The organism is Bacteroides sp. 90-K9/2 (genome assembly GCF_047310725.1).
Lineage (GTDB): Bacteria > Bacteroidota > Bacteroidia > Bacteroidales > Bacteroidaceae > Bacteroides > Bacteroides vicugnae.
On the sequence record NZ_JBCGVL010000009.1, the window covers coordinates 139805 to 155405 of the forward strand.

Consider the following 15601-nt stretch of genomic DNA (forward strand, 5'->3'; position numbering starts at 1 on the left):
TTATGGAATAGAGATGGATAAAGGTGAAAGAAATATTTAAATTTAAAGTAAATAACTTATCAATTTTTTAATTAAAAACTACTGAATGAAAGTAAAAAGTTTATTTTTGTCGATGTGTGCGATAGCGGCATTGGCAAGTTGTTCGCAGAGTGACGATGTGGCTCCTTCGGGGAGTGATGCCCCAAAGGCAACAGTGACCCTTAAATTAGAAGGAGATGGAGTAAACACAAGGGCGGCGGGTACGTCGGAAGCTGCTACCGAAGACGGTGCTACTATTAAGAATGTTACTGTGTTTTTCTTTAACCAGACAGGCTTCATTGTGGGTGCGCCACAGTTTATAGAGGCTGCTAATATCGGTAATCCGATAACTACTACTACGGATGCCGCTGAAGTAGTTGTAATAGCCAATCTCGGTGACAAGACCGGGGATGGTACATTTGATGGCATAGCCAGTCTTTCCCAGCTCCAAAAGCTTGATTTCTCTTCTATTGCTACCGACGGTGCTGGTAAAGTTACTGTAAACCAGAGCAAGGACAATTTGTATTCAAGTGGAATGGGTGCGATCACATTTAATGATAATACGGGTACAGCTAGCGTCCAGTTACATTTTGTGGCAGCTAGGATCAAGACGGTAAAGATTGCATGGACAGCTGGCCAGAATTATGCTGCTACTGAAACAGAATTGACTACTGATAATACAAAATGGTTTACCATTAAAAAGGTTTATATGATGACGGCCCAGACAAAATCACCTCTTGTTCCGGCCAATACTGGAGCGTGGGAAGGATTTGTTCCGCAGACTTACGCTTTTGCAGGTGGTGTGGCATGGGGTGTTGCACCGTGGACATGGGCAGACAACAACATCGGTGAGCCGAAGCAAACAGGTGATTATCTTGCAGCCGCTGCGGATCTTGTGGAGAGCACTGCTAATGCCAATCAAATAGATAACGCCCTTTCAAGTAAATCCTGGTATCTGTTTGAAAATTCCCCTGCTTCTGCCCATCCGACCGGTCTTGTTATTGAAGTTTTATGGAGATCAAAAGACCAGTCAACAAATCCGGATGAGCTTTTGACCAAGTACTTTACAATGTATTTTGGTGAAGCTGGAGCTAATGGTACTACCCAACCGCTTCTTGCAGCCGGAAAGACTTATGACATGGCTCTGTCTTTGAAAGGTAGTTTTAAACCCGGCGGCAATGCAGGTGGCGGTGGTGACGATCCGACTAAGCCGAGTGTAGACGCTTCAGTTACGGTAACTGTAACTGTTGCACACTGGACAACAACCGACGAAATCACAAAAGATTTCCAATAATTCTCGCATCCCCCTCTATTCTCTATAATTAAACAAAAGAAATATTCTCAGAAATCGGTATGTGCCCGATTGTAATCCGCATTCGGGTACATACCGATTTTAGCAAAGATAAAAAACAAGAAAGAATATCCATTATGACAGGTGACTACAAATTCCGGTTCATGCCGGGGATATTATACTCTATGTTCACACTATTGCTGTTATCAGGATGCATAGCTGAAAATAACGACGATTGTTTCAAGGGTGTCCCTCTGAAAGTGAAACTTCCTGCCGGTATTTCACAGGAAACCATCAAGGATATGAGCCTCTATGTATTTGATGATAAAGACTTGTTGCTTGACATACTCCCTGTGAACAGTACGGAACCTGTTAATCTGAATTATCCGGGTATTCCTACCCTTCATTGTGTAGCTTTGTGCAATACGCAGGACGGTACGATGCTCGTCAGCCCCCTGAAAAAGGGCGATTCATGCTCCGACGGTTTCATATCTCTGAAACCCTCTGTGCCTACAAGGGCAGGGAAGAGCACATTCACCCCTCCGGCCGATTTATTCTACGGAGAGCTTACAATAGAAAATACTTCGACGTCCGCCCGTATAGAGGAACAGGCTTTGGCTGTTTCACGGATGGTAGCGTCAATGAATATAACCGTACGCGGTCTGGAACTTCTTAGTGGAAGTGGTGGCGGCGATTATTCGCTCGTTGTGCATGAAACTGCCAGCCGGGTGGATTTTGAAGGTCATTATGGCGGTGCTCCCGCTTCCTATCAATTTTCGCCCCGTTTTGAAGCGGGGAAAGATTATAAAATTCCTCCTTTCAATCTGTTTCCTACTCTGGAAGAAAACAAAGGGCTGACCATAGATATCTATCGTAACGGTGATCTGCTTAGAAGTCTGAACACGGACAGCAGCCACCAACCCATCATCCCTGTAGTGGGACAAACCCTAAACGTGCTGTTGAATTTCAAATTGAGCGTCAGTGTAGAGGTCGAACTCACCGAATGGGGAGTAGAGACTGTCTGGAAAGAATATAATTGAATCACCGGACGGTGAATTGTACATACTGAAGATAAAGTCATAGAATATGAAGAATAACCATATATCGAATTTAAGTAAGTGGGCAATGCTTGTCGCTGCAATGATATTGCAAATATCATGTCAGCAGGACGATTCATTCTCCCCGGCTGCGGATTCTGCCATCATCAACCTGTCCGTATCTGCTGCCAATAGCGGAACGACAATGGATAATGATGATACCGCCTCGGCCATTAAGTCCCTTTGTATTCTTCAGTTCAATGCGGATGGAAATGCCTTCGGTACCTTGCGCCATGTGGGTATGGGTAAGGAGACGGCTCCGAACAGTGGAAAATACAGCGCTACACTGCTGCAAAGTGTAGACAACGATGACAAATACAAACTAGTCATCCTTGCCAACTTTCCCGGTGACGATTACGGAATCTTTTATCGTATGGGGGGGAAGAGCTATGCGGAAGTGCAGCAGGCCTGCCTGAGCGCGGAACTTATTGGAGAAAGCAATGTGCTTGAATTTACTACCGCTCAACCGTTTCCGATGTTCGGGATAGCTAAAGACGGAGCTCCCCAGATTATTACTGAGACGATGAATCTCGGCACGGTGTCATTGGTACGTGCGGTAGCGCGGGTAGATATCGGCATAGGGACAAAAAACGCCGATAACAATACCTGGAACAAAGGCGGCGTGCCGTTTGACATGACCCAGGTCCAGATATGGAAAGACGGAAAACAATACGCATATATGCCTGTAGAAAACAACTTCTCTTCTTCGGCAGGGGCATTGACAATCAACAGTCCTTCCCCTGTCGGAGGTACGGAAACAAAGATCTACGGCAGCACGTACATTACCGGTACCACTTATTGCTCAGAAAAGATCTATGTGCCTGAAGCCGATTTGCTATGGGGAGATGTATATGATACCAATCACTCCAATCGCCTCGCGATTATCGTAGGGGGAAAGTATAACGGCTCGGCGGTGGAAACGTTCTACCGCGTAGACTTCACCTACGATGAGGGGAGTAAGGACAAGATGAACATACTGCGCAACCACGTATACCAGTTTACCATCAAGAACGTGAAGGACGCGGGTTATGCCACTGCCGAACTTGCGTACACCAGCAAGCCGAAAGGCTTGGATTTCAGCGCCGGCATGATCGAGGGCTGGGTATCAAACGAAGAAACTTCCGTACCTTCCATCCAGGGATACTACCTGACTTATCAGGGATTTAATGGAGAGAATGTGGACTGGACTTACGCTGCGGGTTCTTCACAACGAATTCCCAAGAAGAAGTCTTATTGGGGTACCAATCAATATCTTCCATTCGACTACAATAATTTTTATAAGGAAGGAAATAGTTTTTATGCTCCGGATATTTCGGGAGGACAAAACGGGAGCTTGTATGCTACGGTGGCGGATGCCTTTTCCTATGAAGGTACCTTTCCCAATCTGATGGTTTCCGCCAATGATATGGTGGATGAATCGGGTCATGAGAGCGTCCAGTGGAAGACCGGAACTACGCTGACAGCCTTTGACTTATGCCGGGATTTGGAAGAAAACGGATATGACGACTGGAGAGTTCCGCGACTCTCGGAACTGGCGTTTATCTATGTGAATCAGACAAAATTGGAAGCATTGCGAGGCTTCACACCGTTGTCCGGGACTTATTGGTGTGGGAGCGAGTATCTGGTACCCAATGCTACAGACGACCAACGGAAAAAGTCAGCTTGGGCATGGACTGTTGATTTTACTGCTACTACCGGATATGCGTCGTGGCATCAGAAAACAGAAAAATTGAAAATCCGTTGCGTACGTCAGCAACATGATAATCAGAATTTTAGTAAAAAGTGATTGAAACGATATACAAAGATGAATATGGATACAAACAAGAAATATACCTTGCCCCGGGCAATCCTCCTGACAGCCTTCCCCTTACTGTTGGCAGGGGCTTGCGATAACTATGCTTATGACGGGCCGGAGTCGGATACTCCGGCAAAGGAGGTTACTCTGAACTTCAATGCTTCCATAGAAAAGGCAGAGATCACCCGATCAAGGAGTTTTACTCCCATAGATGCTTTTACCGGAAATGCATATTCTTTTGGTATGTCCATCACTAAAAGTGATAACGGGAATGAGATTTTCAAGGGATCATCAGACATGACAGCGACTATGGAACGCCCCAACTCCTCCGCACCGTGGAATTGGTCTTTTATTGACAATTCAAATAATGCAAGTGTCACTCCCGTGGGGTCGGAAGGTAAAGCATTAAAAGTGGTTGCTTACTATCCGCCTGTCTCATCCGCTACCAAGGATGTCTATACGAATGGCATCCCGTTTGATTTCTCCGCCAGGACCCGTCTCCAACAGACGGATCTGCTCTACAATACCGAGACCATCTATCCGTTCGCTCCCTCCAATGACTCGAGGGTAACTATTCCTTTACGCTTCCGGCATGCCTATACGTGGATTGTTCTTAACATCACGAAATATGTGGAAAAAGGACCGGAGTTCACGCTGAGCAGTGTCTCCCTGGATAACCTGGGGGGAGGCTGGATTAAAAACAAAGGAGCTATTGACCCGGAAACAGGGTTGGTAAAGGATGGAGCCACCGTCGGTCCGATAGGAGTAACCGTAGACCCTCCTGCGGTATTGTCCACTACGAAGGTTCTCACCTACGAGTTTCTGGTTCCCTCGTTCATGGATTCCAAAGTCGGTGACGGCGACATACTCATCGTATTGAATGTCAGTGGAATTAATGAGCTGTTTACTCTGAGTAAGCTTTATCTTAACCAAAGTGACGATGGTAAGTCGTTCGGTTTCAGACAGGGATATAAAAACACGTATAATCTGGTCTATAATAACTCCGCTCTGGGGCTAAGTATTCAGAGCTGGAAATCAGAGGTGATTAATGGTGGTTTTGGAGATGATGTAACGCCTCCCGGCTCCGGAAGCTATATGCAGATAGGACTTAAAAAGATAAATGACGTTCCAGCTCCTAGCGGATATTATTGGCCGAAGGCCGTTCTACCGGGCAGTCAATATGCAACTACATATCCTCCAAAACCTACCTTTTTAGCCGCCGGTACGCATATGTACAAAAACTACCTTACTACTGTGGCCTATGGCGGTAACGGAGCTTATGTGCCTGTTAATGCACCAGACCCCGGAAAACTGCCCACGGACGGCGCTCTAAAGATTACGGATGATGTAAACGTCTATACAAGCGAAAAAGCTTATCCGGTAATTCAGATAACCAAAAATGATGTCTCCGTTATGCCTGTTCCTTGGGAAAATGAAAACGGAGAGTTGGTTGCGAAAGAACTTTGCAGAAAATATAACGGGGGTGGTTTTCATGACTGGAGACTTCCGAGAGCCACAGAGTTGCGGGCGGTATGGGTACTGGTAGCGGGTAATGGGAATGTATATAAAGATTTGAACTTTGACAAGGACGCGAATCGAAATAAACCATACTGGACCGGTACGGAAGTAAGTGAAAACGACGCATGGGGCATGTTTTTTGATTATGGAAATGGTATTGTGGATACTAAGTTGGTGCTATCTCCGTACGATAAGAAAACGACGGGTTCTGTGCGCTGTGTCCGTGATGCTTCATAAGTAATGATATTATAACAATATACAAATGAACGATATTATCATGATAAAAAAAATAATTCCGGTATGTATCGCCTGCCTGGCCTTAGGGGGATGCACGGAGGACAGCCTGTTGCCCGGCCCGGGAACATCTTCATCCCCGGCCCCGGTGACCGTGAAGCTCACCTTGGGCATAGACGGTTATAATACTTCGTCCGACGGGAAAACACGTGCGGAAGAAATGCCTCCTGTGCTTAGGATGTCTTCGCCGGATATGGATGTGGAACTTGTGGTGACGCCTGCCGTCACAAGGGCAGCTTCGTCTCCGGCCGGGAATATTCCTGAAGATTATGCCGTTTATTCGTACATGGGCTTCCAGTTTAGCGGAACACAACCGGACGGAACACTGGTAGAAAAGAAATATTTTGCATCTCCTGATGGCTCCATCAAGACAGATGACGTGGAGATTGTACCTACACCGGCGGGGCAAAAAAAAATGATTGTGGTTTTGGCCAACGTCAATGAGAGTGACTTTAGTGGTATGACAGTAGGCAGTTCCACCTATGCGGATTTACAGAAACTCTTTATGACACGGGCGGATAATAATACTATTTTCCCCAGAAACGTGGTGCATCTGCCGAATGGCCAAGGAGAAAGAACGGGGATCGTCATGTGCGGTCAGACTGCCGCTGAAATCTCTGTGGGCAAACAGCTATACGTCTCTTTGAAGCGCACCGTGGCAAGAGTGAAATTCAATATAACAACCACTTTTAACCATTTTATAGAAGTTCCGCATACGTGGAATGTAACCTTGGTAAACATTCCCACGCAGAGTTATTATAGTGTGATTGGAAGAAAAGCCGTTTTCCCTTCAGTGGATTTGAACAGATCCGGCTTTTTTTGGTCTGAATCACTCGCTATGACAACCACCGCAAATCCTGTGATTAATACGGAGCCTATATACATCCCGGTCAATCTCCAGCAGAGCGTACCGACCTCTACGCAGAGTACCCGTCGCGATAACTCACCGAAGGGCGGTACTTACCTTCAGATTATAGGGCTGGAGAATCAGGAGATCGCTGGTACCCCGAATTTGCATATTGTAAAAGATTTCTCTATCTACCAGTTGTTTTTGGGAAAGAACTTCACGACTGATTTCAGCGTATACCCCAATTATGACCTGACTTATAACATTATCCTGAAAGGAAATAACCCGGAAGATACCAATGTAGTCCGGTTGATACCGGGCTATTTCTCGGGAAAACTTACGGCATACGATGCAAGTGGTAATCGCTTGTCGTCGGTCACTGACGCGAATGCCGTTAAATGGCAATACCCGAACAAGATAGAGGTTTACTTTTCGGACGGATACTATCCGGCGGGAAGTTCGTCCGGCACCACAACACCGGGAGAAACGAACCTGAAATGGTATGTAGGATCGGCGCCACTCGACAAATTGGGAGCTACTTCGTTGACGGATGGGCATGAGAATACCGCACGGTTGCAAGCCGCCGGCGTTCCTTGGGAAGACTATGCGGCTGCTTATACCTGCTACCGCGGACTGAATGGATACAACCAGGGAAACGAGGCCGGTGATATCCTGTGGTATCTTCCTTCTATCGGCGAGTTGATAGGAACCTGGATTTCCTCTTCAAGTACGGTAAGCCAGCTGAGTGCCGGTTACTGGTCGTCTACCGCCTGTCCGGATGCCGATAAAGCCTTTGTAATCACGAATGAAGGGAAGGTGTACTCCGACGCTGTCGGCAATACGCATGCCGTCAGAGGTTTCCAGGACCCGGTCAAAGCCAGTCATGCGAGCAATTAGCGATAAGTAAACGAAATGCAACCTAATAAGAAATAAAGATGATGAGTTTCAAGACCTGTTCCATTCTATGGATCGTTTTATTCTGCTTCGGTCTTCCTTCGGGAGTTTTCGGGCAGTATATCCAGAAAGAGACTGTCGGCGGAAAAACGTATGCCGTTATTTATGCGGAAGGACTGGCTGGAGCCGCCCAATGGGGAAGCGGAGTGAAGATGATGCGGGACGGCACTACCATCCGGCATCAGGTTTCCAAAGGAAACGGAGCAAATTTGAGCGTCAATGACAGAATACCGTTTCGCTTTATTGTGGCATCCGAGGATGTGGGGAACAATGATGAGAATTGGATGGCAGTGCAAGGAGTAAATGATGGCGGGCAGAATGAGGAACCGGATTTTACCACCACTGCAAATACAGGGTGCCGTTGGTATGGTACTGCCGGCGCACCGGGTGAAGGGCGCAAATGGCGTGTTCCCACTCAACGCGAGCTGCAACTGATGTGGATGTTTCGTGAAGCCATTGGGGCGATATATAAGGACAAACCGATGGAAGAAACCGGCAGGACGAAAAGATACTGGTCTTCCACTGAAAAGGGGGCAACAGATGCTTGGCTTTTTGATTTTACGCCGGGGAAACCTTACTGTGATATCCAGGCTAAAAGTACGGCGAACGGTATGGTGAGATGTGTAAGTGATTATTAACCCAATGACAAAATGTAACATGAGAATTCCGGAATTAGTGTTCGACAAGGAAGGTAAAAACCTGTATCATATCTACCTGTTTTTCATCGAAGAGAAGTGGTGGTGCTTCGGCCATTCCGCCCATTACCTGAGTATGATCTATCCGCAGCTGGAGGGTATTGAGGCAAATGGTGAGAATGTTGCCGAATCCATACCTTGTGTATATGTACCAGAGTGCTACCTGGTAAATCTTACCGACCGCTATGATACGCTGGTTTCGGACACATGTCTACAGGTGAGTCCTCCGCCTGCCGTTTATAGTTACCGGAAAGAATATGACAATTGGTGTACACAACTAACTGTCTGTTAATATAAACTCCTTATATTGAAATATCAATGAGACGAATTGTACGATATTGCTTATTGTCCTTTTTCCTGCTGCTTGCAGGCAGTCTGACGACCCATCTGCGGGCGCAGTTCTATTCAGTACAGACCAATACGCTAAAATTGGCTACTACCACCTTCAACGCCGAGGGCAGCATGATGCTGAGTACCCACTGGACGCTGAACCTGGGCTTTTCCTATAATCCGTGGAATTTCAGCGACACGCGGAAGATCAAGCACTTCCTGTTGGAATCGGGCGCACGCTATTGGTTCTGGCAAACTTATGCCGGCAGTTTTATCAGCATGTATGCCATGGGAGCGCGCTACAACGTGGCGTGGGACGGACTGCTGGATGGTAAATATCGTTATCAGGGCTGGGGCTATGGTGCGGGAATGACCTACGGGCGTTCGTGGTTGCTGGGCAAACGCTGGAATATGGAAGTCGAAGCAGGTTTGGGACTGTTGGTAACCCCCTACACGAAATATCGTTGCGAACACTGCGGTGACAAGGTGAAGTCGGGCACTTATTTTCTTCCGACACCTAAGCTGGCATTTAATCTTGTTTATTTATTCTAAGGTTGATCCTTGTCGTCAACCCATGGGTGTATGAAGAGTACTAAAAGTTTCTATATTCTGTTCCTGATCATGCTTGTCACCGCATGCTCTCCATTCGGCAGGCTCTACAAAGAGCAGCCGAGGGTGATGTTGGCATTGCCCGCTGCGCGGAAGAGCCCGCCGAAGCGTCCGGTGGTAAAACATGACTCGGTTATCTCTACCCCGTCTTCGAACTTCGTCTTTGTCACTTCCAGGCCGGGTGTGTCCATGGAATGGGATAGTATCCATAAAGAGAACCTGACTACCATGGCATTGGATGAAATTGTGATCTCTGCCAATACCACCCGCAACACGGCGGAACGCAACGGGCTGATTGATGTTGAATTTGTAGTAACGGTGCCCCGTGCCTTGCAGCAGGATAACTGGATGGTGAATGTCCGTCCGGTTCTGATGCGGGGAGATATGCTCGATTCCCTGAAAGAACTGCGCTTCACCGGACAACGGTTTCGCGAGTTGCAGGAGCGTGACTACCGGCGTTATGACCGTTTTCTGGAAAAGATTATCCCGGACTCGGTCAATTTCTACCGTACCTATGTCGACTATCGCTCTTTCGAGCGTTATCTGGAACGTCTGAAGTGGTATAAGCGTGGATTGGAGAAACGCTGGGCGATACAGGGTGCCAAGAAACGGCGTCCTGACCCGTTGCTGCTGCGTTTTGAGATGTTCAACCGTCAGGCTGCCGAACGCGACAGCCTGCTGAAAGACCGCATGCTGGAGAACTCGTACCGGATGATCACACGCCAGTGGTGGCAGTATGACCGTGCCTTGGCACGGGTGAACGACACGTTGCAATATCAAAACAAATACCTGCTGGAACGCTTCCGCTTCTTCAACGACAAATGGGCGAATTATGCCCGAAGCCTGGAAGATGATTCCCTCACCTGCGCGGAAAATGCCAAAGCGCGTGCGGAAGCATTGATTGCCCGTAAAAGCTACTTCTATGACCGGGCGTTGAGTGCCGCCGCCTGGCAGGCGGAACGCAGATTCAACCGGATACATGAAATAGGAGCGGAACTGGGAGCGGAACCCGGTGCGCGGATCTACTCTCCCCGCTTTGATTATTTCAATGAAAAGATGGAACGGCTGGACGCCGGCCTTTACCGGTATTACCGCATCAGGGGCGCGCGTGCCGAAAAGAAGGAAAACCTGAAATTCCTGCGCGCTTTTCTGGCAGGGAATGACACGACACACCTGAACCGTGAGCAACTCACGGAAAAATATATCCGTCGTTATGAGAAAGTAAGGAATTTCCTCCCGATGTTCCATTTTCGCCGTCCGGACTTGGACACCCTGCCTCCTTCGTGGGTAACGGAAACGCAATATCAGGAGAGGCCGGTCCGGCCGGATACGGTACGGACACGTAAGATCCTGCTGTCGCAGTTCTCGAAAGAAGAAATATACGCATATTATGAATCGCACGGACAGGGAATGCCCGACAGGGGACCCGCCGGATTTTTCCGTGGATTGTCGCCTTTATTGACTTATCACCGCATTCTGCCCGACTCGATGCAGCGACGTACTCCCGGACCTAAGGCATTCAGGAATTTAGAGCGCAGCCGGGTGGACTCGGCAGCTACGGTTGACCGCTACATGCGTCGTTACGAAACCCTGCGGTCAGCTTATCCGCAGTACCGTCTGAAACGTGAATTGTATAATATCAATCCGCCCGCCCTTCGTCATGCCGCCAAGCAGGCAGGCTATGGAGAACGGATAGCGCGCATCAATTCGCTCGATTCTACCGCTCTGGTAAAAATGTTCTATAAAACGCAGAAGATTGCCCGCAATGAGGCTCGCAAAGCGATGAAAGACGAGAAATACCGTGATATTGTCCGTTTCCCGTTCAACCCGGAAGCTAAACTCGACACTGTGATTTATGCTGCCGACCAGGTACGCTTTCTCTATTCGCAGAAAGTGCCCGCGGATGAAAACTCGGCGCGCATGAAGGTTTATGTGGTGGGCAATGTGCTGAACAGCAACGGTAGCGAATACCCGCTTCCCAAATCGGATACGCTGACTTTTCTGGTGAGTTCGATGACGAAGTTCGTTGACAAGACTCCCCGCTTTGTGCGTAAAATCGTCACTCGCGACGCGGAAGCGAATACCAGTGTGAATTTTTATTTTCCCAAAAACCGTTTTAGTCTGGATGAATCCATCGATGTGAACCGGAAGGGAGTGAAACAGGTGCGCGATCTTACCCTGGCGCTGATGACCGATCCGGTGTACATCATAGATAGCCTGACACTCTTTGCCACCTCTTCTCCAGAAGGTAACTGGCGCATCAACGGAGAGATAGCCCGGAAACGTGTTGAATCTATCCGTAACATTCTGGTGCGTGACTTCACGCAACTGTATGATTCCCTGTCTGTCGGTGCCGCCATGGAGATAGACGATGCGGGAAATATCCGGAAACGGGAGGTGAAAGACGAGATCCCGAACCTGCCGCAACTGATAAAAGTGCGTACCATTCCTGAAGGATGGGACAAATTGCGACGCCTGATCATGGAAGATGAGCATTTTGTCGGTAACAGGGGTGCCGTCTTGCGGATAATAGATAAGGAGACGGATCCCGACCGGCGTGAATGGCTGATTAAGAGCCAGTATAAGGCAGAGTATGCCTACATGCTCGACAAGCTCTACCCGTCCGTACGTGCGGTAGACTTCCGCTTTACCCTTTCCCGCCGGGGTATGCAGCAGGATACGGTGTATACCACCGAACCGGATACGGCGTATGCACGGGGAGTGGAGTGTCTGGAGAAACGCAAATATGCGCAGGCACTGGAAATTCTGCGCCCGTACGAAGATGTGAATACGGCCATTGCCTATATGTCACAGGGGTATGACAAAGCCGCTTTGCGGATATTCGGTAATTTGCCTCAGACAGCCGACGTCAAGTACATGCAGGCCATTCTTCAGGCACGTTTGGGGAATGAAGAACAGGCGGTACGGCTATTGCTCAGTGCAGTGGATATGGACGAAAAAATGAAATTCCGCGCGAACCTTGACCCCGAACTGTCTGCACTGGTGAAGAAATACGATCTCTTCAAGGAAGAGGATGATTGGTAATTAGAAAGAGTGAAACAGATGAATCTGGTTTGTCATTGATAATATTAAAAACTAAAAGGATGAATAAGAAAGAATTGATTCAAAAGGTCGCTATTCGTAGCGGCATGTCACAGGCAGATGTGGAAAGGGTCTTAAACCATATCACCGACACCGTCAGAGACAGTTTGCATAATGAAGAGTCCGTAACACTTGTGGGATTTGGAAGTTTCCGGGTACAGGAACGTGCGTCACGCGCGGGGTATAATCCGTCAGCCGGTCAGAAAATGCAGATTCCCGCAAAGAAGATTGTTAAATTCAGACCGGGTAAGGCGCTGGAAATTTAAACATGATTTTATATAATAGTATATGGGCGAAGGCCTTTTTAAATAAGAAGAAGTATTATTTCATGCTTTTCGGATGCTGTTTTACCCGTTACAAATATCTGGAAGCATGGGAGGATATGGAACTTCGTATTCATGAGAGGCAATATCTCGAATGTTTCTTGTTGGCGTTGTTGCCTGCATTGGTTCTTTCCCTGTGGCTTTCATGGTGGTTCATGTTATTGGCATTTGTCAATTATCATCTGCTTTATTGGATAGAGAGATGGTTCGGGCACCATTCTTCATTTGATTGGGAAGCGTTGGAGCATTGTGGCGATTCGCTTTATTTGAGGAAACGGAAATTTTGTGCCTGGATGAAGTGGTATGGCAAAAAAACGCTGCCGCCTTCCGAATGGGATGACTAAATAATTCTCTTGTTATATGTTAGTTGCTGTGAAGCAGCTTATTTCCCCAGAATCCATATCCCCTGCCATTCTTTGATATAAAGGAATGGATTTATGGATTCACTGCCTGTGAAGGTAGACTATTGTTTGTTTTGTTTGTGTGGTGCGCCTCTTTCCCGGTGGGGAAAAGGCGCACTTTTTTTGTTAAATGTATGTTCACAGGAATCGACAAATGCGCAAAGGACCAGAATAGGTTAAGGTAAGTTTGTGCATTGTTTGCCATGTGGGCAGAAGTGATGATGATACCTTTTATATAGGTTGAACTTTGGTCGGATAGCAGTGAAATACAATCTGTATATGGCTGGAGCTTTTGAACAAGTTCTTTCTGTTTGGTGCGATAGGCGTGCTAACAAATGATAATAATTGAACTTCTATTGAAAAATATAGAATAAAAACATCGTTATCTAATTTATTGTGTTACCTTTGTTCCCAGAGTTTGAGTTACGAATCATTATTGTACAGTTCTTCTTTTTAATATATTATTAGTAAGTAGTCCTCTTCTGTAATTATCCTCCTCACTCCAAATTAGTATTTATTTTAATAAAATTTTTAGATGAACATTTACATTTCAGGTTTAAGCTATGGCACAACTGATGCCGACTTAACAAATTTATTTGCAGAGTTTGGAGAAGTTTCTTCAGCCAAAGTTATTTTTGATAGAGAGACTGGCAGATCCAGAGGATTCGCTTTCGTAGAAATGACGAACGATGGAGAAGGACAAAAGGCAATTGATGAACTGAATGGAGTTGAATACGACCAGAAGGTTATTTCAGTAAGCGTTGCACGCCCTCGTACTGAAAGACCGTCAAACGGTGGAGGCCGTGGTGGTTATAATAACTCTAGAAGATATTAATATCCAGATAAAAGCAGAAGATTCTGTCTTCTGCTTTTATTTAAAAACTGTTTCCGTTTCATGATTTAACGGAGGAATCTCTACTGAATAGGGAGGACGAAAAATCATTTTACATTTAAGTTCTGCTAATTCTGGCTCTTCTATGCAAAATTAGGAATTTCTAATCCTGTACTTTCCATTCTGAAAATAGATTTATTAGGCTTTTTTGTAATACAATACTCCTGAAATAGTCAGGAGCAAATAGTTTAATAAATTATCCAATAAGGTAAATCGTTAGTGGCAGGCTAGTATTGAGTACTTGGATAAAGTATACTCACTTCTGTCTATCTGTTTTGCCCATACAAAATAAAACATATGAAATCGTTCTTTATAGGAAATATTGAAATTAAAACACCTGTTATACAAGGTGGAATGGGAGTAGGAATCTCACTGTCCGGTTTGGCATCTGCAGTAGCAAATGAAGGCGGAGTAGGGGTTATATCATGTGCGGGTTTAGGATTGTTATACCCCAAAGGAAAGGGCACCTATCCGGAGAAATGTATAAGCGGACTGAGAGAGGAAATTCGCAAGGCACGTACAAAAACAAAAGGTATAATCGGAGTAAACGTCATGGTTGCCTTATCTAATTATGCCGATATGGTGCGTACTGCGATTGAGGAAGAGATTGACGTGGTATTTTCAGGTGCGGGACTTCCGCTCGATTTGCCATCATACCTGCCCTCGGGAAGTGTTACAAAATTGGTTCCTATCGTATCTTCTTCAAGAGCAGCGAAAATTATTTGTGACAAGTGGCAAAAGAACTATAACTATCTGCCCGATGCAATCGTGGTAGAAGGACCTAAAGCCGGTGGGCATTTAGGATTTAAAAAGGAACAAATACAGGATCAGCATTATGCTTTGGAAGCATTGATTCCGGAAGTGGTAATGATTGCATCCAGCTATAAAGAACAGAAACAAATTCCGGTGATTGCAGCCGGAGGGATTTCAACAGGTGAGGATATAGCGCATTTTATGGAACTGGGAGCTTCAGGTGTGCAGATGGGAAGCATTTTTGTAACTACTCTTGAATGTGATGCTTCAGAAACATTTAAAGAAGTATATATTCATTCCAAATCTGAAGATGTTCTTATTATTGAAAGTCCTGTCGGGATGCCGGGACGGGCTATTGATGGAGAATTTATTCACAATGTGAATAATGGTTTGGAGAGACCTAAGAACTGTTCGTTCCATTGTATCAAGACCTGTGACTACACAAAAAGTCCCTACTGCATTATCAAGGCTTTATATAATGCAGCTAGAGGAAATATGAAAAAAGGATATGCATTTGCCGGTAGCAATGCCTTTCTCGCAGAAAAGATTAGTAGCGTAAAAGAAGTAATGGCTACATTGGAACGCGAGTTTTTCTTGGCAACCCATAAACTGGCTTAATTAGGAGGACTTTGCATTTCCATTCCGGATTTGTTTGCGTCTTTCAATCTATAAAAACAAAATC

General features: G+C 46.2%; 13 protein-coding genes. All 13 read left to right on the plus strand.

All coding sequences use genetic code 11. The features are described from left to right. Positions 1-85: 85 nt before the first annotated feature. Positions 86-1312, plus strand: coding sequence for a fimbrial protein (locus AAHJ11_RS18380; RefSeq protein WP_148367120.1), 1227 nt, complete (start codon positions 86-88; stop codon positions 1310-1312). 134 nt (positions 1313-1446) lie between these two features. Further along, positions 1447-2349 (plus strand): FimB/Mfa2 family fimbrial subunit, encoded by a 903-nt coding sequence (locus AAHJ11_RS18385; protein WP_148367164.1) that lies wholly within the window; start codon positions 1447-1449, stop codon positions 2347-2349. 46 nt (positions 2350-2395) lie between these two features. Then, on the plus strand, positions 2396-4192 hold the full coding sequence (locus AAHJ11_RS18390; protein WP_148367121.1) for a DUF1566 domain-containing protein: 1797 nt from the start codon (positions 2396-2398) through the stop codon (positions 4190-4192). Between the two features lie 18 nt (positions 4193-4210). Beyond that, positions 4211-5956 carry a fimbrillin family protein gene (locus AAHJ11_RS18395; protein WP_297284904.1) on the plus strand — a complete coding sequence of 582 codons (1746 nt, stop codon included), beginning with the start codon at positions 4211-4213 and terminating at the stop codon, positions 5954-5956. 40 nt (positions 5957-5996) lie between these two features. Continuing rightward, the gene (locus tag AAHJ11_RS18400) at positions 5997-7757 is read left to right on the plus strand and encodes a DUF4906 domain-containing protein (protein WP_413579977.1); all 1761 of its coding nucleotides are present in this window, start codon (positions 5997-5999) and stop codon (positions 7755-7757) included. Positions 7758-7795: 38 nt separating this feature from the next. Next, positions 7796-8452 carry a DUF1566 domain-containing protein gene (locus tag AAHJ11_RS18405; protein WP_148367123.1) on the plus strand — a complete coding sequence of 219 codons (657 nt, stop codon included), beginning with the start codon at positions 7796-7798 and terminating at the stop codon, positions 8450-8452. A 4-nt stretch (positions 8453-8456) separates the two neighbouring features. Then, a complete protein-coding gene (locus tag AAHJ11_RS18410; protein WP_320948994.1) occupies positions 8457-8801 on the plus strand; it encodes a hypothetical protein in 345 nt (114 codons plus the stop codon). Positions 8802-8827: 26 nt separating this feature from the next. After that, the gene (locus tag AAHJ11_RS18415) at positions 8828-9391 is read left to right on the plus strand and encodes a DUF3575 domain-containing protein (protein WP_148367124.1); all 564 of its coding nucleotides are present in this window, start codon (positions 8828-8830) and stop codon (positions 9389-9391) included. Between the two features lie 30 nt (positions 9392-9421). Further along, positions 9422-12493 (plus strand): hypothetical protein, encoded by a 3072-nt coding sequence (locus AAHJ11_RS18420; RefSeq protein WP_148367125.1) that lies wholly within the window; start codon positions 9422-9424, stop codon positions 12491-12493. 35 nt (positions 12494-12528) lie between these two features. Continuing rightward, positions 12529-12816 (plus strand): HU family DNA-binding protein, encoded by a 288-nt coding sequence (locus tag AAHJ11_RS18425; protein WP_258978541.1) that lies wholly within the window; start codon positions 12529-12531, stop codon positions 12814-12816. A 2-nt stretch (positions 12817-12818) separates the two neighbouring features. Further along, positions 12819-13217 (plus strand): hypothetical protein, encoded by a 399-nt coding sequence (locus AAHJ11_RS18430; RefSeq protein WP_148367127.1) that lies wholly within the window; start codon positions 12819-12821, stop codon positions 13215-13217. 592 nt (positions 13218-13809) lie between these two features. Further along, on the plus strand, positions 13810-14109 hold the full coding sequence (locus AAHJ11_RS18435) for an RNA recognition motif domain-containing protein (protein ID WP_004315028.1): 300 nt from the start codon (positions 13810-13812) through the stop codon (positions 14107-14109). A gap of 354 nt (positions 14110-14463) precedes the next feature. Beyond that, positions 14464-15537, plus strand: a complete 1074-nt coding sequence (locus AAHJ11_RS18440) for an NAD(P)H-dependent flavin oxidoreductase (protein ID WP_148367128.1) — start codon at positions 14464-14466, stop codon at positions 15535-15537. The last annotated feature ends 64 nt before the right edge of the window (positions 15538-15601 follow it).